General features: G+C 60.6%; 23 protein-coding genes, 3 tRNA genes and 1 pseudogene. 9 read left to right on the forward strand and 18 right to left on the reverse strand.

Translation table 11 applies throughout. The features are described 5' to 3' along the window. On the forward strand, positions 1–959 hold a 959-nt coding region (locus HMPREF3101_RS11775; protein WP_083280160.1), incomplete at its 5' end, for an IS1249 family transposase. A gap of 78 nt (positions 960–1,037) precedes the next feature. Here the strand turns inward: HMPREF3101_RS11775 and HMPREF3101_RS07800 are convergent. From HMPREF3101_RS07800 to HMPREF3101_RS07825, 6 genes and pseudogenes are all read right to left on the reverse strand, one after another. Continuing rightward, a tRNA-Asp gene (locus tag HMPREF3101_RS07800) sits at positions 1,038–1,114 on the reverse strand. A gap of 1 nt (position 1,115) precedes the next feature. Next, positions 1,116–1,188 (reverse strand) — tRNA-Glu (locus HMPREF3101_RS07805). A 68-nt stretch (positions 1,189–1,256) separates the two neighbouring features. Then, positions 1,257–1,661, reverse strand: coding sequence for a YccF domain-containing protein (locus HMPREF3101_RS07810; RefSeq protein WP_210386188.1), 405 nt, complete (start codon positions 1,659–1,661; stop codon positions 1,257–1,259). Between the two features lie 33 nt (positions 1,662–1,694). Next, positions 1,695–2,506, reverse strand: a pseudogene (zupT, locus tag HMPREF3101_RS07815) (zinc transporter ZupT). 124 nt (positions 2,507–2,630) lie between these two features. After that, positions 2,631–2,703 (reverse strand) — tRNA-Lys (locus tag HMPREF3101_RS07820). Positions 2,704–2,832: 129 nt separating this feature from the next. Continuing rightward, positions 2,833–4,335 carry an acetyl-CoA hydrolase/transferase family protein gene (locus HMPREF3101_RS07825; protein ID WP_070464151.1) on the reverse strand — a complete coding sequence of 501 codons (1,503 nt, stop codon included), beginning with the start codon at positions 4,333–4,335 and terminating at the stop codon, positions 2,833–2,835. Positions 4,336–4,499: 164 nt separating this feature from the next. On the opposite strand from HMPREF3101_RS07825, the gene dusB reads away from it, so the two are divergent. Together dusB and HMPREF3101_RS07835 are read left to right on the forward strand one after the other, a co-directional pair. After that, complete coding sequence (gene dusB / locus HMPREF3101_RS07830) at positions 4,500–5,639, forward strand: tRNA dihydrouridine synthase DusB (protein ID WP_070464153.1); 1,140 nt, start codon at positions 4,500–4,502, stop codon at positions 5,637–5,639. Next, complete coding sequence (locus HMPREF3101_RS07835) at positions 5,629–6,300, forward strand: phosphate signaling complex PhoU family protein (protein ID WP_070464155.1); 672 nt, start codon at positions 5,629–5,631, stop codon at positions 6,298–6,300. Before dusB ends, HMPREF3101_RS07835 begins: the two co-directional genes overlap by 11 nt. On the opposite strand, the gene pstB is transcribed toward HMPREF3101_RS07835, so the two are convergent. The 5 genes from pstB to mshD form a co-directional block, all read right to left on the reverse strand. Next, complete coding sequence (gene pstB, locus HMPREF3101_RS07840; protein WP_070464157.1) at positions 6,301–7,074, reverse strand: phosphate ABC transporter ATP-binding protein PstB; 774 nt, start codon at positions 7,072–7,074, stop codon at positions 6,301–6,303. Positions 7,075–7,111: 37 nt separating this feature from the next. Beyond that, positions 7,112–8,047 (reverse strand): phosphate ABC transporter permease PstA, encoded by a 936-nt coding sequence (gene pstA / locus HMPREF3101_RS07845; protein WP_070464159.1) that lies wholly within the window; start codon positions 8,045–8,047, stop codon positions 7,112–7,114. 18 nt (positions 8,048–8,065) lie between these two features. Further along, positions 8,066–9,130, reverse strand: coding sequence for a phosphate ABC transporter permease subunit PstC (pstC, locus tag HMPREF3101_RS07850; protein ID WP_070464161.1), 1,065 nt, complete (start codon positions 9,128–9,130; stop codon positions 8,066–8,068). A gap of 148 nt (positions 9,131–9,278) precedes the next feature. Then, positions 9,279–10,427, reverse strand: coding sequence for a phosphate ABC transporter substrate-binding protein PstS (pstS, locus tag HMPREF3101_RS07855; RefSeq protein WP_070464163.1), 1,149 nt, complete (start codon positions 10,425–10,427; stop codon positions 9,279–9,281). Positions 10,428–10,616: 189 nt separating this feature from the next. Then, positions 10,617–11,435, reverse strand: coding sequence for a mycothiol synthase (gene mshD, locus HMPREF3101_RS07860; RefSeq protein WP_070464164.1), 819 nt, complete (start codon positions 11,433–11,435; stop codon positions 10,617–10,619). A 23-nt stretch (positions 11,436–11,458) separates the two neighbouring features. Here mshD and HMPREF3101_RS07865 point away from each other — a divergent pair, with 23 nt between their 5' ends. Then, positions 11,459–12,112 (forward strand): heme-binding beta-barrel domain-containing protein, encoded by a 654-nt coding sequence (locus HMPREF3101_RS07865; RefSeq protein ID WP_070464165.1) that lies wholly within the window; start codon positions 11,459–11,461, stop codon positions 12,110–12,112. On the opposite strand, the gene HMPREF3101_RS07870 is transcribed toward HMPREF3101_RS07865, so the two are convergent. Next, the gene (locus tag HMPREF3101_RS07870; RefSeq protein ID WP_070464166.1) at positions 12,109–13,005 is read right to left on the reverse strand and encodes an aminodeoxychorismate lyase; all 897 of its coding nucleotides are present in this window, start codon (positions 13,003–13,005) and stop codon (positions 12,109–12,111) included. The two genes, HMPREF3101_RS07865 and HMPREF3101_RS07870, sit on opposite strands and share 4 nt — an antisense overlap. A gap of 40 nt (positions 13,006–13,045) precedes the next feature. Here HMPREF3101_RS07870 and HMPREF3101_RS07875 point away from each other — a divergent pair, with 40 nt between their 5' ends. Beyond that, positions 13,046–14,086, forward strand: a complete 1,041-nt coding sequence (locus HMPREF3101_RS07875) for a CAF17-like 4Fe-4S cluster assembly/insertion protein YgfZ (protein ID WP_070464258.1) — start codon at positions 13,046–13,048, stop codon at positions 14,084–14,086. Between the two features lie 91 nt (positions 14,087–14,177). Then, the gene (locus tag HMPREF3101_RS07880) at positions 14,178–14,417 is read left to right on the forward strand and encodes a DUF3073 domain-containing protein (RefSeq protein ID WP_070464168.1); all 240 of its coding nucleotides are present in this window, start codon (positions 14,178–14,180) and stop codon (positions 14,415–14,417) included. A gap of 93 nt (positions 14,418–14,510) precedes the next feature. Here HMPREF3101_RS07880 and purM read toward each other — a convergent pair whose 3' ends face one another. The 3 genes from purM to HMPREF3101_RS07895 are packed head-to-tail and all read right to left on the reverse strand — an operon-like array spanning position 14,511 to position 17,453. After that, positions 14,511–15,572: a phosphoribosylformylglycinamidine cyclo-ligase gene (purM, locus tag HMPREF3101_RS07885; protein WP_070464170.1), complete on the reverse strand. Its 1,062-nt coding sequence runs from the start codon at positions 15,570–15,572 to the stop codon at positions 14,511–14,513. Next, positions 15,573–17,039: an amidophosphoribosyltransferase gene (gene purF / locus HMPREF3101_RS07890; RefSeq protein WP_246816701.1), complete on the reverse strand. Its 1,467-nt coding sequence runs from the start codon at positions 17,037–17,039 to the stop codon at positions 15,573–15,575. Between the two features lie 18 nt (positions 17,040–17,057). Beyond that, positions 17,058–17,453 carry a sterol carrier family protein gene (locus tag HMPREF3101_RS07895; RefSeq protein WP_070464173.1) on the reverse strand — a complete coding sequence of 132 codons (396 nt, stop codon included), beginning with the start codon at positions 17,451–17,453 and terminating at the stop codon, positions 17,058–17,060. A 52-nt stretch (positions 17,454–17,505) separates the two neighbouring features. Between HMPREF3101_RS07895 and HMPREF3101_RS07900 the strand changes: the two genes are divergently transcribed. Continuing rightward, a complete protein-coding gene (locus tag HMPREF3101_RS07900) occupies positions 17,506–18,525 on the forward strand; it encodes an acyl-CoA thioesterase (RefSeq protein WP_070464177.1) in 1,020 nt (339 codons plus the stop codon). 9 nt (positions 18,526–18,534) lie between these two features. Here the strand turns inward: HMPREF3101_RS07900 and purL are convergent, their stop codons facing one another. From purL to purS, 3 genes are read right to left on the reverse strand one after another with little or no spacing between them, the layout of a single operon-like run. After that, a complete protein-coding gene (purL, locus tag HMPREF3101_RS07905) occupies positions 18,535–20,808 on the reverse strand; it encodes a phosphoribosylformylglycinamidine synthase subunit PurL (RefSeq protein WP_070464179.1) in 2,274 nt (757 codons plus the stop codon). Positions 20,809–20,814: 6 nt separating this feature from the next. Further along, positions 20,815–21,495 carry a phosphoribosylformylglycinamidine synthase subunit PurQ gene (purQ, locus tag HMPREF3101_RS07910; protein ID WP_052206206.1) on the reverse strand — a complete coding sequence of 227 codons (681 nt, stop codon included), beginning with the start codon at positions 21,493–21,495 and terminating at the stop codon, positions 20,815–20,817. Continuing rightward, positions 21,492–21,722 carry a phosphoribosylformylglycinamidine synthase subunit PurS gene (purS, locus tag HMPREF3101_RS07915; RefSeq protein ID WP_070464181.1) on the reverse strand — a complete coding sequence of 77 codons (231 nt, stop codon included), beginning with the start codon at positions 21,720–21,722 and terminating at the stop codon, positions 21,492–21,494. The genes purQ and purS overlap by 4 nt, the downstream gene beginning before the upstream one ends. Positions 21,723–21,858: 136 nt before the next feature. On the opposite strand from purS, the gene HMPREF3101_RS11910 reads away from it, so the two are divergent. Then, the gene (locus HMPREF3101_RS11910) at positions 21,859–22,083 is read left to right on the forward strand and encodes a hypothetical protein (RefSeq protein ID WP_141737399.1); all 225 of its coding nucleotides are present in this window, start codon (positions 21,859–21,861) and stop codon (positions 22,081–22,083) included. Next, positions 22,080–22,754, forward strand: a complete 675-nt coding sequence (locus tag HMPREF3101_RS07920; protein ID WP_070464183.1) for a hypothetical protein — start codon at positions 22,080–22,082, stop codon at positions 22,752–22,754. Before HMPREF3101_RS11910 ends, HMPREF3101_RS07920 begins: the two co-directional genes overlap by 4 nt. The last annotated feature ends 8 nt before the right edge of the window (positions 22,755–22,762 follow it).

A 22,762-nucleotide genomic window follows, 5' to 3' on the forward strand; every position in this document is an offset into this window, starting at 1 on the left:
GACTCACGGTACCAACTACCCCGAATCGACACCCCTATCGCATTTACGATCAGGTCTTTATCGACGGCACCTACTTTCACAAGAAATGCCTGCTGGTCGCCTGCACCGACACACACGTCATCGCCTGGCACTGGTGCTTGCGCGAAAGCTCATACGAGTACCTGAAACTGCTCGACAACATTGCTCAACCACTCGTTGTCACCACCGACGGGGCAGGCGGAGCACTTAAGGCACTGCGTATGAAATGGCCCGACGTTGCCATCCAGCGCTGCCTAGTTCACGTCCAGCGCAACACCTTCGCCGATATCAGCCGCAACCCGATTTATCCAGCGCATAAAGCCATCCGGAAACTGGGCTACATGCTTGTCCAGGTACACAGCCTTGAAGATGCTGCGCGGTTTACTGCTGCAGTCCACCACACCCGCATCACCTTTGCTGATTGGCTTAAACAGCGCACCTACCGCAGTGCTATACCTGCGGGCCAAGTGCCGAAATGGGTCAGCGCTAACCAGAAATGGTGGTACACCCACCGTAACGCCCGCAGGGCTCTAAAACGTTTGGAAAAACTCATCCACGCCGGACAATTATTTACCTTCCTTGCCCCGCCTGAAGGTGTCACACAGGACTTAAAAGCCACCACAAACCTGCTGGAAGGCGGCATCAACAAACAACTCAAAGACTTAGCCGGAAACCATCGTGGCATGTTCGATGAACATCAGCGCATCACCATGGACTGGTGGCTCTACACCCACACCGAAGCCCCGGTAGCCCCGCTGGAGTTAGCCAAGCAACAAGACTTCGGACGCCAAGGAGAAAAAGCCGCACGCAAGGCTTGGGCGAAAGAAGAACTTAAACGGCGCGGTCGCCCAGACGGGCGACCTGCCACATTCGACACCGGCATCGACAACGAATGGAACCCCAGCTTAGGCGTAAGAAAAGGCTGGGCCGGACGCGCCTAAATCCACACGAAATGTCCCTTAAGCCCAGCGCGCTTAAGCGCCTACACAAAACGCCCCGAGGAAAACCTCGGGGCGATATGGCGACCCTGACGGGACTTGAACCCGCGACCTCCGCCGTGACAGGGCGGCGCGCTAACCAACTGCGCCACAGGGCCGTACCCCCAACGGGATTCGAACCCGTGTTGCCGCCGTGAAAGGGCGGAGTCCTAGGCCTCTAGACGATGGGGGCGCTGAAAAGACAGCCCGATCATCATAAGTCAGCCCATGGATACAAAACAAACGAGCAGCTAGGGACCATTATCCAACTACCGGCGTGTAGCGCGATCGATCATCGTTGGAATCCACCACACGTGCACCAAACGGGAAACAAGTGACCGGGATCAGCTTCAGGTTTGCCCACGCCAACGGCAGGCCAATGATGGTGACGGCCTGCGCCGCAGCGGTAACAATGTGCCCAATAGACAGCCAAAGACCGGCCACAATGAACCAGATAACGTTGCCCAGCATCCCCAGCGCACCAACGTTGCCCTGGATCACCTCTCGCCCGAATGGCCAAATCACGTAGCCCGCGATGCGAAACGACGCCAGACCGAACGGGATAGTCACAACGAGCACACATGCCACAACGCCAGCCAAAATATAGCCAATGAACAGCCAGATACCGGCGGTGAAAAGCCAAATAACGTTCAGAATAAATCGCAGTAGACCCATGCGGAAAGTATAGGCCCAGCGCTGCTACCCCGGCAGGATCAGCAGACTTGCGGCCATTACTGCCATGCCGGCCACAGTGCCGTACATGGCGGCGTGGTGTTTGCCGGTAGCAATCGCCGTGGGCAGTAGCTTATCCAGGCTGACAAAGACCATGATGCCTGCGATCGCTGCGAACGTAATGCCCAGCGTTTCCGGGCCTAGGTAGGGCTGCAGCAGCAGGAAGCCAATCAGCGCGCCAAGGGGCTCCGCGAGGCCGGATAGCGTGGCCCAGCCGAAGGCCTTCCAGCGCGACCCGGTGGCCTCACGCATTGGCACTGCTACCGCCACGCCTTCTGGAATGTTGTGGATAGCAATAGCAAATGCTAGCAGTGCCGCTAGCGCAGGATCCGCCAGGGCTACCGCAAAGGTGGCAAACCCTTCCGGGAAATTGTGGATGGCAATAGCGGCCGCCGCCACCAGGCCAACGTTTCGCATTCGTGACCGCGAGATTCCGCTGGCGCTCAGGTGGCGGGGCTCTTCGTGGGGGTTAATCTCTTCGGGCACGCAGCGGTCTATAAAGGCAATCAACGCAAGCCCGCCGAAAAACGCGATAACGCCCCAGAGTTCAGCGCGAGCATTTCCGGCTTCCCCAAGCCCAGCGATGCCTTCTGGAAGCAGTTCTACAAACGAGATGTAGATCATGACACCGGCTGAAAGCCCAACGCGGAAGCGAGGAACGCCGCCCCTGGGGCACGTTTGAACACCACCACCAGGCCACCTAGGCCGGTAGCCAGCCCGGCCAGCAGCGAGATGCCAAGCGCAAGCAGTACTGCGCTTGAAGAAGTAGCAATGCCCATGGGCAAAACGTAGCAAAGCCAGAGTCGCAAGGTGCCGACAAACCGTGCGAACAAACCGTGCCGACAAACCCTGCAGATAAACCCTGGTACGCAAAATGCCCCGGCGTTAACCGGGGCATCACGGTGGGCCCTGCGGGGCTCGAACCCGCGACCTGCGGATTAAAAGTCCGTAGCTCTACCAGCTGAGCTAAAGGCCCGACGCGGATATCCTAGCGCCCCACCGGCTTCAGCCGGTAATTGGGGCGCGGACTACCCGCGGATACTGCACATCAGCAGTGCATCAGCTGCACATCAGCAGCACATCAGCAGTGCTTCAGGGTGCAGCCCTACTTCAACATCGTGCCCGTTTCCTCGATGCGGGTGTGGAAGTCGAAGGCGTGGCGCAGGTCGTGCGGCGTTGCCTGGTACTTGCACTTGGATGCAAGCTCGACGTACTCCTCCAGCAGCGGACGGTAGGTCGGGTGCGCGATGGAGATCATCTTTGCCACGCGGTCGCGCGGTGCGAGGCCACGCAGGTCTGCCACGCCGTACTCGGTGATGAACACCATTGCGTCGTGCTCCGTGTGATCAACGTGGGAGACCATCGGCACAATTGCAGAGATGGCGCCATCCTTAGCCACCGACGGGGAGATGAACGAGGAGATGTAGGCGTTGCGGGTGAAGTCACCAGAGCCGCCCAAAGCGTTCATCAGACGGGAGCCGTTGATGTGGGTGGAGTTGGCGTTGCCGTAGATGTCCGCCTCGATCATGCCGTTGGAAGCGATTAGGCCGGTGCGGCGGATGACCTCCGGGTGGTTGGAGATGGACTGCGGGCGCAGGATGATCGACTCGCGGTAACGCGAAGCCTCGTTGTTCATCTTCTCTGCGTACTCCGGCGACAGGGAGAACGACGTTGCGGAGGCAACGGTCATCTTGCCCGCGTCAATCAGGTCAACCATGCCATCCTGGATAACCTCGGTGTATGCCTGGATATTCTCAAACTTGGAGTCCATCAGGCCAGCCATCACGGCGTTCGGGACGTTGCCCACGCCGGACTGCATCACGTAGCCGTCGTAAGTAAGGCGGCCAGCCTTCACCTCGTTTTCCAGGAAGTCGAGGAAGTTGCCAGCGATCTGCTCGGAAACCTCGTCCGGAGCCTTGAACGGAGCGTTGCGGTCTGGGTCGTTGGTCTCAATGACTGCGACGACCTTCTCCGGGTCAATCTCAATGTAGGTGGCACCGATACGGTCACCAGCCTTGGTGATCGGGATCGGAATACGGTTCGGCAGCGCCGGCACGGTCCAGATGTCGTGCATACCCTCGAGTTCCTCGGACTGCCAAGAGTTGACCTCAATGATGATCTTCTTAGCCGCGTTGAGGAACTCAACGGAGTTACCCACAGACGAAGACGGCACGATGTTGCCCTCTTCGGTGATACGGACGGCCTCAACAATTGCCAGGTCCACCTGGCCGAAGAAGCCCTGCTCCACCATCATGCCGGAGTGCGACAGGTGGATGTCCTGGAACTTCATCTCACCAGCGTTGATCTTGTTACGCATCTGCGGGTCAGACTGATACGGCATGCGGTAGCGCAGCGCGTTTGCCTCAGCCAGCACGCCGTCGCACTCCGGCGCCGTGGAAGCACCCGTGTACAGGTCAATGGAGAAGTCCTGGCCCTTGGCGTGTGCTGCCTTAGCCTTCTCTGCGATTGCTGCCGGCATGGCCTTGGGGTAGCCAGCGCCGGTAAAGCCGGAGGTACCAACCTTGTCGCCGTGATTGACAAACTGGGCTGCCTCTTCGGCAGTCATGACCTTGTCACGCAGTTTTGCATAGGCGATGCGATCGCTCATGTGATCCCTCTCTTCATACGTACCGGTTATGCATCCCGGCGCGACGCCGGGGACAACCGATTAGTTACAGTGCGTCCCTATTGTGACCTATAACGCATCGGACGAACGTCGAAAAGCAAAAAGCCCTACCCCCGAAAGTGTGAGTCATGGGAAAATGGGCAGCCATGCGTATAGGGGAAATTGAGACAAACTCCCCCGTCATCCTTGCTCCGATGGCGGGGGTGACAAACATGCCGTTTCGCGTGTTGTGCCGCGAAATTGAGCAAGAACTCACCGGCACAGCATCCGGACTCTACGTCTGCGAAATGATCACCGCGCGCGCCATGGTGGAACGCAACGAAAAAACGATGCACATGACCACCTTCGCCGACGTGGAACACCCGCGTTCCATGCAGCTGTACACCGTGGACCCGAAGTACACGTATGAAGCGGTGCGCATGATTGTGGACGAAGATATCGCGGACCACATCGACATGAACTTCGGTTGCCCGGTGCCCAAGGTGACTCGGCGTGGCGGTGGTTCGGCAATCCCATACAAGCGCAGGCTGTACGGCAACATCGTGCGCGCTGCGGTTTCAGCAACGGAAGGCACCGATATCCCAGTGACGGTGAAATTCCGCATCGGGATTGATGATGATCATCACACGCACCTAGATGCCGGGCGCATCGCCGCCGAAGAAGGCGCTGCGGCTGTGGCACTGCACGCGCGGACCGCAGACCAGCGTTACTCCGGCAGCGCACGGTGGGACGAGATCGCACGCCTTGTGGATCACCTGGACGGCACCGACGTTCCGGTGATTGGCAACGGCGACATTTTCGCCGCTGAAGACGCAGCGCGCATGATGTCGCAGACCGGCTGCCACGGTGTGGAAGTTGGTCGCGGCTGCTTGGGCCGCCCCTGGTTGTTTGCACAGCTTGGCGCCCAGCTACGCGGCGAGGAAGTGCCGCCGGAGCCCACGCTTGGCCAGGTAGCGCGCATTATCTACCGACACGCAGAGCTGCTTGCGCAACATGATGGTGAGGACCACGCGTGCCGCGACATTCGCAAGCACACCGGCTGGTATCTGCGCGGTTTCCCCGTGGGTGGAGAGTTTCGTAAAAAGCTCGCACAAGTCACGTCACTGGCACAGCTTCAGGCGCTGCTGGACACGATTGCGGATTCCACTGAACTAGCCGACAATGCTAATGATGCGCGCGGCCGACAGGGCTCCCCGTCGAAGGTCGCGCTGCCTGAGGGGTGGTTGGATGATCCGGAAGATGAGACAGTTCCGGAAGGAGCGGAGATAGAAAACAATGGTGGATAGCACAGGCTTCGGGCGTGACCCGGTGCCGCTGCGCTTGGTGTACCGCGATGAACTGCACAACTACACCAAGGACATGGTCGCAATGGCCGAGCTTGCTCGCGCGAGCATGCGGCATGCTTCGCAGGCGCTAGCGGATCAGGACCTCGAGGCCGCTGAAGGCGCGATGACGGAGTCTGACGCGTTGGGGGAGATCCACCGCAGGTGTGAGCATCGCTCGTTGCAGCTGCTTGCGCGTGAAACCCCGGTGGCTACGGAGCTGCGTCAGGTGCTTGCGTACATCCACATCGGTCACGACCTGATGCGTATGAGCTCTCTGGCCAAATCCGTGTCCAAAATCGCGCGCCAATACCACCCTTCCCCCACGCTGCCTGCAGATATTGTGCCGTTGGTGATGGATATGGCCCAGGCCGCCGACACCATGGCCCAGCGGGTCTGCGCAATGATTACGGATGGCACACAGGAGCTTTCGCTTGACGACGCCGACGATGCCATCGACACCATCTCCGCCGAACTGACCGACGCCGCAAAAAGCGAAGCGTGGCAGTACACGAACCGCCACGCTGTTGATACCGCGCTGATCTCTCGCTTCTACGAACGTTTTGCTGACCACTGCGTCAGCATCGCCCGGCAACTGACGTTTATCGCCACCGCCGAGCGGTAGCTAGCCGAAGCGTCCGGCGATGTAATCTTCGGTTTCCTTCTGGTCCGGGTTCTCGAAGATTTTAGTGGTGTCGTTGAACTCCACCAGGTGGCCCGGACGGCCGGTTGCCTCAAGCGAGAAGAACGCCGTCTTGTCGGACACACGCGCAGCCTGCTGCATGTTGTGGGTCACGATCACGATGGTGAAGTCTTCCTTCAGCTCGTGGATCAGATCTTCGACGGCCAGGGTGGAGATGGGGTCGAGGGCGGAGCACGGCTCGTCCATAAGCAGGACCTCCGGGCGAACCGCAATCGCACGAGCGATGCACAGACGCTGCTGCTGACCACCGGAAAGACCGCCCCCCGGCTTGTCCAGACGGTCCTTAACCTCATCCCACAGGTTGGCGCCGCGCAGAGACTGTTCAGCAACCTCGTCGAGCTTCTTCTTGTTCTTCTCGCCCGCCAGGGTCAGGCCAGCAACCACGTTGTCACGAATAGACATGGTGGGAAACGGGTTGGCCTTCTGGAACACCATGCCGATGGTGTTACGCACAGACACCGGATCAACGCCCTTGCCGTAGATATTATGGCCGTCCAAAAGGATCTCGCCCTTCACCGAAGCGCCGGGGATCACCTCGTGCATGCGGTTGATAGTGCGCAGCACCGTGGACTTGCCGCAACCCGAGGGGCCAATGAACGCGGTGACGGCCTGGGCCGGGATCTCCATGTTCACGTTCTGCACGGCGTGGAAGTCGCCGTAGTAAATGTTGACGTCTTTCAACGAAAGCTTGGACATCAGTAGTTCTCCTGTAATTCGAAGGGGTTACGGCGGGTTACTTCTTCTTCACCGAATACTTAGCTGCGATGAAGCGGGCAAACAGGTTCAGTGCAACAACGATGATCACCAGGGTCAGCGCCGCACCCCACAGGCGTTCATTCGCCGGGCCGGTAGCGCCGGTCTTCCACATGTCAAGCATGAACAGCGGCAGCGAAGACTGCGGCTGGTTGAACATGTGGGTCAGGTTCATCGCCGGGTTGGACCCCACAAGGATCAACACCGGAGCAGACTCACCCATAACACGTGCAATTGCCAGCATGATGCCGGTGACAATGCCAGACAGTGCGGTTGGCAACACGATGCGTGCGATGGTCTTCCACTTCGGCACACCGAGCGCGTAAGAAGCCTCACGCAGATCCATCGGTACCACACGCAGCATCTCTTCCGTGTTACGCACCACGACCGGGATCATCAGCAAGATCAACGACAGCGACACCGCGAAACCGGAACGCTGCTGGCCCAGGATCGTAATCCACAGTGCGTAGATAAACAGCGCCGCGACGATAGACGGCACACCGGAGAGAATATCCACCATGAAGGTAGTCAGCTTGCCCAGCCTGTTGCCGTTGGAGTATTCCACCAAGTAGATCGCGGTGAACACACCCACGGGGATAGAGAACAGGGACGCAACGAAGGTTTGCAGCAGCGTACCGGCAATGGCGTGGGCCGCGCCGCCGCCTTCCTTGGAGGCGCGAACGCCAACCATGTCGTGTGTCCACCAGGCAGGATCAACAACGACCTTCCAGCCGTTAATAATCACGGTAAACAGCACCCATAGAAGCGGAATCAACGCCAGGATCATGCAGAACCACATGAGGCCCCCCATGATGGAGTTTGTGGTCTTACGCCCGCTGGAGATGTGGGTGAATGGGGATCCGCTCTGCTGCGGGGCAGGAACGCTTGGGCTGGTGCTTGAAATAGCGGTAGACATTGTGTTTACTCCTCCTGCCTACTTGCTCTTGTTCACAATCGCGCGGGCGATCGAGTTGACAATGAATGTGAGGATGAACAGCACCAAACCAGCAGCGATGTAAGCGCCTGCACTGATCGGGTTGTTGAACTCCGCTGCGGCGTTTGCAATTGCGGTAGCAAACGTTGTGCCGCCGTCAAAGAGCGAACCACGGTAGTCGTTCGCAGGCGCCACCACCATATAGAGCGCCATAGTCTCACCCAGTGCGCGGCCCAGACCCAGCATGGCGCCGGCAATGAAGCCGGACCAGCCGAACGGGATAACCGTCATGCGGATCACTTCCCAGCGGGTAGCACCCAGTGCCAAAGCGGATTCGATCTGGCCCGGAGGGGTCTGCACGAACACTTCGCGGGCGGTTGCCGCGATGATCGGCAGAATCATGATCGCCAGCACAATGCCACCGGTGAGCATGTTACGAGCCGTGGAAAACGGCGGGGAGTTTTGGTACGTGGCAAAGAGGAAGAACTCCCCTCCCCAGCTGTTGATCCAGTCGTAGAGTTTGCCCAGCTTCGGGCCAAGCACCTGCGCACCCCACAGGCCGAACACGATCGACGGCACAGCGGCCAGCATGTCCACCAAAGTGCCCAACGGTCGCACCAGAGACTTCGGGGCGTAGTTGGACAAAAACAGCGCGATACCAAGCGCGATCGGCATTGCAATCACAAGCGCGATCAGCGAAATAGTCACCGTGGAGAAGAACAGGTTCGGGATACCAAACTGCATGTTCTCCAGGTCGGACGTGCTCCACTGTCCGCCGTAGGTGAAGAACCCAAGCACACCGCCTTCATTACGAGACAGTGGTGGAACTGCCTGGCGGAGCAGGAATAGACCCACCGCCGCCACCAACACAGTGATCAGGGTTGCAGAGATAGTTGAGAGAAACTCAAACACTCGGTCACCGGGACGCTTCGTGCCAGCACCACGACGCGTCGCAACCGCAGACGGCGCACTCTCAGCCTGCGGGTCACCGCCCTCAATAACGGGAGTTGCGGTGGATCGTTGCGCTACCGGATCAGTGTTTGGTGACAGATCATTGTCAGCCATAATTCGCAGTTCCTTTGGGTGGATGAGAACAAAAGTTTCAGGGGCGGGTGTCCTGCGCAATTACGCCCCCCAGGTGACGAATGTCATGTGGGGGGCGCACTCGCCATCCGCGCTAGTAGCGCGGGGAGCAGAAGGTCAACGACCTCGCTTACTGGATTGCGTTGATGGCGTCGCGGAGACGCTCAGCGTGAGCGCCGGTGACCGGGATGAAGCCCTCGGACTCCAGCTCCTCATCCTGGTGGTCAAGCGCCAGGTTCAGGAAGTCCTTGATCTGGTTGGAGGTTGCCTCGTCGTAACCAGCGGAGCAAACGATCTCGTAGGTGGTCAGGATCAGCGGGTAGGAGTCAGCCGCGTCAGAAGCAAACAGCTTGTCCGCGTCAACCACCATGTTGTGGCCTTCGGTCTTGAACTCCATGTTGGCCAGAGCGTTGCCAACGGTGTCCGTGTTCAGCTCAACCGGGCCGTGGCCGAAGTCAATGTTTGCCTTGTTCTCTGCAAAGCCGGCCTCAACGTAGGTGATTGCACCGTTGGTTGCGTTGACCTCCTGTGCCACACCGGTGGAGCCGTTCGCGCCGGTGCCGACGTTCTGCGGGAAGGCCTTGCCCTCGCCAGTCCACTTGCCGTCAGATGCGGCAGCCAGGAACTTCTGGAAGTTGTCGGAGGTACCGGACTCGTCGGAGCGGAAGACAACCTGGATCGGCAGATCCGGCAGGGTTGCCCCCGGGTTGGACTCAGCCAGAGCCGGGTCGTTCCAGTTGGTGATGGTGCCCTGGAAGATGTCAACGATGTTGTCAATGGTCAGGTTCAGCTCATCAACGCCCTCAACGTTGTAAGCAACTGCAACCGGGCCGATGACGAACGGCAGGTGCCACGCCTCGTTGCCGCCGCAGCGTGCAGCTGCCTCCTCAACCTGCTCATCCTTCAGCGGGGAGTCAGAGCCGGCGAACTTCACCTGGTTTGCAATGAAGTTCTTCTGGCCAGCGCCGGAGCCGGACGGGTTGTATGCCAGGTTCGCACCCGGAACTTCCTTGGCGTAGATCTCGCCGAAGTAGTCCATTGCCTTCTGCTGGGAGGAAGCGCCCTCAGCAACCAGCGCGCCGGTCTCGCCGGACAGTACGTAGTCGCCAGCAGCTGCGGTCTCAGAACCCTCAGCCTGGGTCTTGGCAGCCGAGGACTCAGCAGCAGTCTCGGTAGCGGCGGTGTCGGTGTCATCGGAGCTGTTGCAAGCAACGAGGGAGACAGAGGAAACTGCAACGACGCCAGCGATTGCGGCGGTGCGCTTAATGTTGCGGATCACGGGATAACCTTTCAGGTCATTGGTAGCTCGTTCAAGGAGAACCCGCGCGGGCCCTACGCCATAGGCAGGCAGCAGCGCTGATTACTCACGGCTGATAAACCTAGAACCCGTGGGTTAACCGAGGGTTGCGTGCCAAGTGAACAATCAGTGAACACGCCATCTGTGCGCACATATCCGCAGCGTATCGCCCTATTTCTGGTACATCACGTGTGATTCAGCAATTGTGAAACCAGCCTGAGAATACCGCTTTACCGCGGGCTCATTATCGGCCTCAACATAGAGGATGACCTGCGTAGATCCACCGGCTAAGAGGGACTCCAACCCCAACTGCAGCAGCGGTACCCCCAATCCCTCCCCCCGATGGGCTGAAGACAGGCCAATGACATACACCTCGCCGACGTTTTCCGGGTGGCGCTTGGTCCAGTGGAAGCCCGCTAACTGCTCCCCCTTATACAGCAGCCACACGCCTGCCGGATCGAACCAGTCGGTGTCCATTGCGCTGCGCAAACGTTCAAGGTCCCACCCACCCTGCTCAGGGTGCCAATCAAAGGCGTCATTGTTGACATCCAGCCACGCCTGCTCCACACTCTCACGCCCAAAACGCTCAACGGCCTGCCCATACGTCAACGCTGCAAAGCCTTCCGGAAGCTCGGCGGGGGCGCGACTGACCTGGTCAGCGTCGATGGACATGACCAGCAGCTCGCGTACCGGCCGCAGGCCTAAAGACTCCGCTGTGGCCTGGGCCGCGGGTAGATTGCCGTGGGCCCACAGTTTGGGGTGGTTCACGTTGGCGTCGACAAGCTTGAAAAGCTCCTTCGCTTTGCCCTGCCTGCGACAATCCGGGTGGACAACCAGCTCAACGCTGCCATCCGGCGCCGCAAGGGCCAAACCCCCATCCACCGTAAAACGTGCATAATCGCCATCCAGGCCGCGCAAGAAAGCCTCCGACAACGGAGCCACACCATCGTGTTTTTCCGCAGCTTGCACAAGCTCTACGTAGTCAGTCATGCTGCCAGGCTACCCTTGAAGGCATGACTGAAAATGACAAACAAACCGACCAGCAAAGCGACATGCTCAACGGCAGCGACGCCGTCAACCTCGCCGCCGAACAGTCCAAAGCAACCGCCCACCGCAACATCCCAGGCCTCGGCTTCGAGGAGTTCCCACTGGAAGACGACACCGCGAACCTGCGCCAGGGCCCCTCGCTTCACGACGGCCTGCTGGCCCTCCTCCCCCTCGTCGGCGTCTGGCACGGCAGCGGCCAGATCAACGAACAGGGCGAAGAATACGCCTTTGGCCAGCAGCTCATCTTCTCCCACGACGGTGGCAATTACCTACGCTTCGACTCCCGCATGTGGCGTCTGGACGAAAACGGCGAGTCAACCGGCCCGGAGCAGCGCGAACTCGGTTTCTGGCGCATCTCCGAAAAGGACGAGATTGAGGTTGTACTGGCCAACCCCCGTGGCCTGGTGGAAATCCTCTACGGCAGCATGCGCAACGAGCGCGCCTGGCAGCTAGAATCCGCATCCACCATCGCCACCGAAACCGGCCCGGCACACCACGGCCCAGGCCGCCGCCTCTACGGCCTGATGCCCAACAACAATCTCGGCTGGGTCGACGAGCGCGTAGTAGACGGCGAGTTAGTGCCGTACATGTCGGCAGAGCTCAAGCGCATCGCGGGCTAGCGCGCCGCAGCGGAGATCAGCGCCTTGATCTCCGCTTCATTTTCAGGGGCGGCAAGCGTCGTGCCATCAATGTGGGTGACGCGTGCACACATGCGCGTCGAGGACACGAGCCACACCGACTCCGCCTTCAGCAGCTCGTTGAGGTAGATGTCTTTGGCTTTACACTTGAAGCCGTCTTTTTCTGCAAGAGCAAACAGTGCCGCCTGCGTGGTGCCGGCCATAACCCCATGCCCTGGAGCTGGGGTGCGCATGCGCCCGCCCTTCTTCAGCATGATGACGGTACTTGTAGCGCCTTCCAGCACACGGCCGGTCCCACGCTCAACGTAAATCACGTCATCAGCACCCTGCCCGCGCGCCCAGCGCAGCGCCGCCATGTTTGCCGCGTAGTTCAGGGTTTTCGCCTCCCCCACCATCCACGGCACGTCCGGGTCCGCCACAAACCCGCGCGGGGTGGTCACTACCTTCACACCGTTTTCACGTTGTTTGCGCACTTCAGGGTCAATATCGCGCACGGTCAGCCACGCGGTGGCCACACCTGTGGTCTCCCGTCCGCGGCTAAGCGTCCAGGTGCATTTTGCTTCCTTGACTTCCTTCGGGTTGCCGCCGCGCTCCCGCACGTAATCCGCCACCGCCTCCTGGGTGGCTTTCAGCCAGTGTTCCGCGTCCGGCACCGGCAGCTGAAGCGCCTCCGCGGAACGGGCGAAGCGCTCCAGGTGGCGCTCCACGTTTCGTGGTTTGCCGTTGCGGATCAGGATGGTTTCAAATACGCCGTCTCCGCGCGTGACGGCTGCGTCGTCCCAAAACACGTGCGGTGTGTTCGGGTTTTGTCTGCGGATGGATCCGCCGTAGGGCTCTACCAGGTAGATGACGGGTTCTGGCGCTAGGAGTGACATATCTACCCATTATGCCCTTATGATCGGGGCCGTGACTCGAATGTTCTCTGTTGATCTTCCTGGTGCCGTTGCTGATCCGGAGACGCATGTTGCGCTCCACTTTGGGGATCCTTTAGCGGAGCAGCGCGCGTTGGCTGAAACGCCGACGCTGATTGACCGCTCGTATTACGACGTCATCGCCGTTTCCGGCCCTGATGCGCCGACTTTTTTGAACAACCTGCTCTCCCAAAAGCTCGACGATGTAGCCGCCGGTTTTGGTGCTTTCGCGCTTGATTTGAACGCTCAGGGCCACATCTTGCACCACGTGGGCGTGATGTTTGACGGCACGACGTTCTACCTGGACATGCCACCACAGCAGCGCGAGTCCTTCCTGGAGTTCCTGCGTCGCATGGTCTTCTGGTCCGATGTCACCATCGAAGAATCCGACCTGGTGTTGGTCTCCACCTTCGGCCGGCCTGTCGATGGCGCCGTTGCCACCCGCACCCGCCAGTTCGGGAGCTTCTTGCTTCACGACGCCCTGTTGTCCCCCACCACCGTCACCCCCACCCTGGAAGCGTGGCAGGCCGACGGCGGGCGCGTTGCCGGTTTGATGGCGTACACCGCGGCACGCGTACGCGCAGTCGAGCCGGAGCTGGACGTGGATCTTGATGATCGTTCCATCCCCCACGAGGTGCCCACCTTCATCGGCCGCGGCGATCATCTTGGCGCCGTCCACCTGCAAAAAGGCTGCTACCGCGGCCAGGAGACCGTGGCGCGTGTGGAAAACCTGGGCCGCTCCCCGCGCCTGTTGGTCATGTTGCAGCTCGATGGCTCCGCCCCTGAGCTTCCCTCCCCCGGCGCCGACATCACGCTTGGCGGCCGCAAGGTTGGCAGGCTTGGCACCGTGGTCCAAGACGCCGACTACGGCCCAATCGCGTTGGCGTTAGTGAAACGCTCCGCACTTGCAGACCCAACCGTACCGCTGGACATTTCCGGGGTAGCCGCCAACGTTGACCCGGATTCGCTGCCCGCGGATGAAGGCGAGCGCGCTGGACGTGTCGCCATTGAAAAACTCCGCGGCGGCCCGAATCTGCGCAGGTAGATGGGTAGAGGGGAATTTTTTAGTGGCACAAGCTATTATGTCTGGCAGGACAAATACGATTAGATAAATAGCACCTCAAGGGGGTCACGCCATGGGCCGCGGACGCGCCAAAGCAAAGCAGACCAAGGTAGCTCGCCAGCTCAAGTACAACTCTCCGGAAATGGATCTCGATTCCCTGCAACGTGAGCTTGCAGCGCAGGTCCCAGGAGGCTGGGCTGAGGATGACGATGAGGTGGACGACCAGTACGGCGACTACGCCGACTACGCCGACTACGGCAACTGGGACGATGAGGACGAGGACAACCGCGGCCAGCGTCGCGTTGCTCGCTAACTCCCCCACCTTCTGAACGCAGCGAAAAAGAGCGCAACTCCGAGCAAATACCCGGGGTGCGCTCTTTTCGCGCGCCGTTTTCAGGCGCTGCGACTAGTACTGCGGGTGTTCGCCGGTGAGCAGGGCGCGGGGTTCGTCGTCGCTAGTAGCGGCGCGGACCTCACCAAGCACCCAGCTGTCAATGTGGCGTGCGGCCAAGATGGCAAGTGCACGGTCGCGGTCGCTAGGCGAAACGACGGCAACCATACCCACACCCATATTGAAGGTCTTCTCCATTTCCGCATCCGGCACCTGGCCAACAGAGCGGATGGTGCGGAAGATCTGGCCCGGGGTCCAGGTGGCGCGGCGCATCTCTGCAACCAGGCCCTCTGGGATGATGCGCTCCATGTTGCCTGCCAAGCCACCGCCAGTGACGTGGCAGAAAGTGCGCACATCGCACTCGGCGGCCAACTCAAGGCAGTCAAGGGCGTAGATGCGGGTGGGCTCAAGTAGTTCCTCACCAAGCGTGCGGCCAAGCTCTTCGATGTGGCCGTCCAGCGGCAGCCCAGCACGCTCAAGAAGCACGTGGCGGGCAAGAGAGTAGCCGTTGGAGTGCAGGCCGGAGGAGGCCATGGCGATGATGATGTCGCCTTCGCGCACCAGGTGGGGGCCGAGCAGCTCATCAGCCTCGACGATGCCAACTGCGGTTGCGGAGACGTCGTAGTCATCCGGGTTCATCACACCGGGGTGCTCTGCGGTCTCGCCGCCGAGCAGGGCGCAGCCCGCCTGGACGCAACCCTCGGCAATGCCGCCGACGATTTCGGCAACCTTTTCCGGAACAACCTTGCCAATTGCAATGTAGTCCTGCAGGAACAGCGGCTCGGCACCGCAGACCACCAGGTCATCCACGCACATGGCTACCAGGTCAATGCCGATGGTGTCGTGCTTGTCCATCGCCTGGGCGACGGCCAGCTTCGTACCCACGCCGTCAGATCCTGCCGCCAGCAACGGCTCCTTATACTTGCCCAAGGCAAACAGGCCGGCGAAGCCGCCGAGGCCGCCGCGGACCTCCGGACGCGTGGCACGCTTAGCGTGCGGCGCGAACAGTTCAACGGCCTTGTCGCCGGCTTCGATGGATACGCCTGCGGCCTCGTAGGAAATCTCGGGGTTACTCATTTACGCTTCGGCGCCTTTCTTCATGCGACGGACAAGGTCCGCGTTCGGGTTACCCTCCGGCAACCCTAATGGGTAATGGCCGGTGAAACACGCGGCGCAAAGATTGTCAGCATCCTGATGGGATGACGCAACAATATCGTCAATCGGCACAAACGCCAGGGAGTCTGCACCAATCATGGTGCGGATGGATTCCGCAATCTCCTCATCCGAGCCACCGCGACCATGGTTTGCAATCAGCTCACCGGGGCTGGCGAAGTCAATGCCGTAGAAGCACGGCCACTTCACCGGCGGTGAGGCAATACGCACATGCACCTCCGCGGCACCTGCCTCACGCAGCATGCGGATCAGCTTGCGCTGCGTGTTGCCACGCACGATGGAGTCATCTACCACGATCAGCTTCTTGCCTTCAATGACCTGGCGCACCGGGTTGAGCTTCAGACGTAGACCAAGCTGACGCAGCGTGTCAGAAGGCTGGATGAAGGTGCGGCCCACGTAGGCGTTCTTCATCAAGCCCTGTTTGAACGGGATGCCGGACTCCTCGGCGTAACCAATCGCGGCCGGGGTACCGGACTCCGGCACCGGCATCACCAAGTCGCCCTCAACCGGGTTGACACGCGCCAGCCTGCGGCCAATCTCAATGCGAGAGTTGTTTACCGTCTGGCCCTCAATCACAGAATCAGGACGGGCGACGTAGACGTACTCAAACACGCAGTGAGCGCGAGTAGTCTCGGCGTAACGCTTGGAATGCACCCCCGTCTCATCGATCCAGATCAACTCACCTGGCTCGATCTCACGGACAAAGGCCGCACCCACAATGTCCAAAGCACAGGTCTCAGAGGCCACAACCCAACCCTCTTCAAGACGCCCCAACGACAGCGGCCGCACACCATGCGGGTCACGCGCGGCGTAGAGAGTATGCCCGTCCGTGATCATGAAGCAGAAAGCACCGTGGATGCGCGGAAGGAGTTGCTCACATGCGTCGAGAAGCGTGTGATCCTCACGAATCAGATCCGCCAGCAGCGCAGAGACCACCGCAGTGTCAGAGGAAGAACCCTGGCCTTCCACCCCATCAGCGGGCACCAACTTCTCCTCAATAGCTTCTGCCTGCAGCTGAGCGTAGTTGACCAAGTTGCCGTTGTGCGCCAACGCCACATCGGTGCCGTTTGGCGACGTCCGGAACATCGGCTGCACGTTATCCCAACTATTTCCACCCGCGGTGGAATAGCGAGTATGGCCAATCGCCACATCACCCTGCAGCGCACCCAGGACGGTTTCATCGAAAACTTGGCTGACCAAGCCAGTGTCCTTAAACACCACGATGTTTTCCTTATCGCCAACAGCAATGCCGGCGCCCTCCTGACCGCGGTGCTGCAGCGCAAACAGCCCAAAATACGTCAGTTTAGATACGTCTTCTTTCGGCGCCCATACCCCGAAGACGCCGCACTCTTCCCTGGCTTCACCTTGCACGACCCCTATGGTATCCGACTAGCGCCGAACCGCCGAAAGTGAAACGACCGGAAGCCCCCGCGCCACCTCGCCCGCGCGAGAACCAGAGGAGGTGACGTGGGGGGACTGCAACGCGGCGTCGAAAAGCAAGAGCCCTGTTGCAAGCCGCAACCAAGTCTCCGGATCCATCTCCACAACATTCGGAGGCGTACCACGCGTATGCCGGGGTCCCTCAACGCACTGCACAGCCACAAACGGCGGAATACGCAGCTCAACCGCATGCCCCGGCAACTCCTGCGCCAGCGTGCGAGCCGTCGTACGACAGGCTGCCGCAAGCTGCGCACGCGTCGGCTTCTCCCCCTCCCCCTCAAGCCACGCTGCCACCTCCGCAACAGCCTCCGCCATCTCCGCCGGATCAACCTTCTTGCTCGCCATAACTGCATAGTGCCATGACGCCTCAACATGCGGCGGTGGCTATTGTGTTGCTATGTCTGGAAGCAAGTCCGAAACACCCGTAGCCACTGAAAAGTCCCCCTCCATCACGCTGCGCTTTATGGCCGCACCAACAGACGTGCTGCACGCCGGCGCCCAAGGCGTCAACGGCGGACGTGTCCTGGAATGGATTGATAAAGCCGCCTACGCGTGCGCCGCCCAGTGGTCATCCACCTACTGCGTGACCGCCTACGTTGGGCACATCCACTTCACCCGCCCGATTCCTTCCGGCCATATTGTGGAAGTCCGCTCACGCGTGGCCATGACCGGACGTTCTTCCATGCACATTGTCAATGAGGTACTATCGGCGGATCCTCGCCAGGGCATCTTCACGCGCGCCTGCGACTGCCTAGTCATTTTCGTAGCTAAAGACACCGAGACCGGCAAACCCACCCCGGTTCCTGCCTTTGTGCCATCCACCGATGAGGAACGCCGCGTGGAGCGGGCAGCGCTGAGCCGCATTGACCTGCGCAAGGCCATCGAAACAGAGATGAGCGAGCAAACCTACACCAAAGACTCCACCGCGCCGCGGGTAGTGCACCGTTTCCTGGCTAAGCCAACGGACGTGAACTGGGGCGGCAACGTCCACGGCGGCACAGCTATGGAGTGGATAGATGAGGCGGGGATAGCTTGCACCATGGAATGGTCGGGCGAACGCACCGTTGCCGTGTATGCGGGCGGCATTCGTTTCTACCGCCCGATCCACATCGGGGATCTGATTGAGGTTGAGGCTCGCCTAACGCGTACAGATAACCGTTCGCTGCACACCTCAATCCACGTGCGTTCCGGCGACCCGCGGGGCGGGCGCGAGAATCTCGAGGAAGCCATCCATGCGTCCGTGACCTACCTGGCCACGGACATCGACGGCACCCCGCTGCCTGCCCGCCAGTTCACCCCGGTAACGGCGGAGGACAAGCAGCTATGGGAGCACACGCAGACCTTGAAGGATCTGCGCGGCCAGTACGAGCCGGTGCCTTTGGTGGAGATGCCAAAGGCCACCCAGCGCGTGGACTAGCTTCCCGGTTTAGACCGCAGCGTTCGGCGCCACACTGTGGCCGAAGTGCTGCGGCAGGGTCGCGGCCCAAGCTTCAGCCAGCTCGTCCACTGCGACTTCCTGGTTACCGAAGGAGAGCTTGCCGCTTGCCGACGTCTCGCCAACCACCACAGCCGACACCCCCACAGCGCTGGCGCGCTCAAGTGCTGCATCAACGCGGTCGCGGGACACGGCAACGAGTACGCGGGACGCGGACTCGGAAAACAGTGCGGTAAACGCATCCTCGTGCACAGCCTCCAGGTTGAGGTCTGCGCCCAGGCCGGAGGCGAGCAACAGCTCGAAGACCGCCTGGGACAGGCCACCCTCGGACAGGTCGTGGGCTGCGGAAATACCTTCAACACCACCAAAGAACTGCGCCAGACGCTCTTCATTGGCCAGATCCACTTGCGGGGGCAGGCCGGCAAGGCCCTGGCCGGAGATGTCCTGCCAGACGGAGCCGCCGAACTCATCGCGAGTCTCGCCCAAAAGCACAAGCACATGCTCTTCAGCACCGGCAGGCAAGGCGTGCGGGATGGAGTTTTCCACGTTTTCGATCACGCCGAGCACGCCAACCACCGGGGTCGGCAGAATCGGGGTGCCGCCCGTCTGGTTGTAGAAAGACACGTTGCCGCCGGAAACTGGGACGGAGAGTTCACGTGCGCCGTCGGCAAGACCATGCACTGCCTCAGCGAACTGCCACATCACATCCGGATTTTCCGGGGAGCCGAAGTTCAGGCAGTTGGTCACGGCAACCGGGGTCGCGCCGGTGACGGCAACGTTGCGGAATGCCTCTGCCAATGCCAAGCGTGCGCCCATGTTCGGGTCCAGGTAGGTGTACCGGCCGGAAGCATCCGCGGAGATGGCCACGCCGCGGCCGGACTCCTCGTTGATGCGCAGCACACCAGCGTTGGCGTGCTTGGCCTGCACGGTGTTGCCGCGCACGTAGCGGTCGTACTGTTGCGTGATGAAGTCACGCGAGCACAGCGCAGGCGATGCAACCATCTGCTTCCAGGTGCCCACCAGGTCATCGGACTTGGTTACCTCGGTCTTTGCCTGGACGCCATCCAGCCACTCCGGGCGTGCGTACGGACGCTCATAGACTGGGCCCGCATCAATCGTTGACGGCGGTGCATCCATCACCAGCTCACCCTGGTGGTAGACAGCCAGGCGGTCAGTCTCATCCGTCACCTCACCGATGACGGCTGCGCCAACCTCCCACTTCGCACAGATCTCCATGAAGCGGTCCACATTCTCCGGGGCCACAACAGCACACATGCGCTCCTGCGACTCAGAGGCGAGGATCTCTGCGGCGGTCATGTTCTCTGCGCGCAGCGGGACTGCGTCCAGGTCCACGCGCATACCGCCGTCACCGGCAGCAGCAAGCTCGGAGGTAGCGCACGACAGGCCGCCGCCGCCCAAGTCCTGGATGCCCACAACAACGCCGGCCTGGTAGAGCTCCAAGCAGCACTCGATGAGCACCTTCTCTGCAAACGGGTCGCCCACCTGGACGGCAGGCAGCTTGCGCTCCTCGCCCTGCTCAAACGTGGCGGAGCCAAGCACGGACACGCCGCCAATGCCGTCAAGGCCGGTGCGAGAGCCGAACAGGATCACCTTGTTGCCGGTGCCGGAGGCGAATGCCAGGTGGAGGTCTTCCACCTTCAGCGTGCCCACACACAGGGCGTTGACCAGCGGGTTGCCGGCGTATGCCGGGTCAAACACGGTCTCGCCACCAATGTTGGGCAAGCCCAGGCAGTTGCCGTAGCCGCCAATGCCGTGCACCACGCCCGGCAACACGCGCTTGGTGTCATCTGCATCAATCGCGCCGAAGCGCAGCTGATCCATCACGGCAATCGGGCGTGCACCCATGGCCATAATGTCGCGCACAATGCCACCGATGCCCGTTGCGGCACCCTGGTATGGCTCCACAAAGGAGGGGTGGTTGTGGCTTTCCACGCGGAAGGTCACCGCATCACCGCCACCGATGTCCACCACACCAGCGTTTTCACCAATGCCGGCGAGGATCTTGGAGGCCATTTCCTCCGTCATGGTCTCGCCGAAGTAGCGCAGGTGCACCTTGGAGGACTTGTACGAGCAGTGCTCAGACCACATCACGGAGTAAACGGTCAGCTCCGCATCCGTCGGTCTGCGGCCCAGGATCTCCTTGATCTTCTGGTACTCATCGTCCTTCAACCCCAGCTCAGCGTATGGCTGCTCAATTTCCGGGGTTGCTTTTGCATTATCGACGGTATCGTTCACCACAGTCACAGCGTCTTACGCTCCAATCTTCGAAATCGCGTCGATGGCGGAATGGAACAGTCCCAGCCCGTCAGTGGAAGGGCCGGTGAGGGCTTCGATAGCGTGCTCCGGGTGCGGCATGAGTCCGACGACGCGGCCGGTCTCATTGGTCACGCCCGCGATCGCGTTGATCGAGCCGTTGAAGTTATCGGTGTAGCGGAAAACCACGCGGCCCTCCTTCTCCAGCGCCTCGATGGTTTCCGGCTGCGCCTGGAAGCGGCCCTCACCATGCTTGGCGGGAACGAGGATCTTGTCCCCCTGCTCGAACTTACTGGTCCAAGCTGTATCGGCGTTTGCCACCTCAAGGTAGGTGTCAACGCAGTGGAAGTTCAGGCCCTGGTTGCGGGTCAGTGCGCCCGGCAGCAGGCCAGCCTCGGTGAGAATCTGGAAACCGTTGCAAATACCCAGCACCGGCATGCCACGCTTCGCAGCGTCGATCACAGCCTGCATCATCGGCGCCTGCGCAGCAATCGCGCCGGTGCGCAGGTAGTCACCGTAGGAGAATCCGCCGGGGACGACGACTGCATCAATACCGTCGAGCGAATCATCCGCATGCCACAGCTGCTTCGGGGTTGCGCCGGCAAGACGGACTGCACGCAGGGCATCTACGTCATCCAGTGTGCCGGGAAAAGTAATGACTCCGATAGTTGCGCTCATCGCACAACCTCGAAGTCCTCGATCACAGTGTTGGTCAGCAGGGTTTCAGCCATGTGGCGAAGCTGTTCATCAGTTACGGAATCATCTACCTCGATTTCGAACCGCTTGCCCTGGCGGACGTCAGTGACGCCCTCCACCCCGATGCGGCCCAGTGCGCGCAGCACTGCTTGGCCCTGCGGGTCCAAAATTTCAGTCTTGGGCATGACATTGACGACGACTCGTGCCATGAGAATCCTTCGTGTTGAGGGAGGTTGGACGCCTTAAACGCCTTTCTTACAAGGACGCGCACCAGTATATCCGACACCAACACACACCCCTCGAACATACGTTGAACAGCACAAAGACGTCTTCGCACAACTGAACATGGCAGCAGGTATCGTAACCGTCGTCACGCTAACTGCTCTTGCAGCTCCGGACGGCTCCAACGTTGTTATGAACGAGGTCTACGGCGGCGGCAACTCCGGCGCGACCTACACCCACGACGAAAAACTCCGTGTCTGTCCAGCGCCCGCAGGTCGGAGAACCCACAGGCGCCGCCTCCCCGCTGGAGGGTCGAACGGTGACTGCGGAGGGCGTCGATACGCGTGACCGGCAAAGTCAGTGAGTATTTCAAGCAGACCCAACGCACGGCCTCTGCAATCGAAGAGCTCAGCGAGGCCCTTGAGGCACTGGGTGCGCCTGCAGCCACCTTGCAGCAGCAGGATTTGGAGCTTGTCACGCTTGACGACGTCCGCACCCACGACTACTTCCAGACCGATGATGTTGCGGATTCCTCCTTTGACAAATGGCGCTTCCACCCGCTGCAGCCGATCACCGGCAAAACCGCGGCGAAGGAGCTGCCGATTGCGTGGGAGGATTCGCGCCAGACGCCGTACAACGTGCCGGACCACGTTAAAGGCGACTACTCCATCGGCTTTTTCAACGTGTTGAACTACTTCAGCAGCCTGGGCGAAAACGAGACGGGCTGCACGACGCACAACGATATTCACGGCGACCCAGTCGCGACGAACCGCTGCAACGTCCGAGGCGCGTTTCCCCAGCAAGCGTTCCGGGACCAGCAGGCGAAGATCGTTTCTGCGATTAACAAACTGGACACTGACGTACTCGGGCTGTCTGAGATTGAAAACACCTACAGCGCGACCGGCGATGTGTCGAAGCGCGATGAGGCGCTGCAGAAACTCGGCTCTGACGAGGACGTCATTCGCGTCGCATTCATCTACCAGCCAGCGAAGGTGGAGCCGGACCCTCGGCAACGATGAAGATGACA

The organism is Corynebacterium sp. HMSC29G08 (genome assembly GCF_001806875.1).
Lineage (GTDB): Bacteria > Actinomycetota > Actinomycetes > Mycobacteriales > Mycobacteriaceae > Corynebacterium.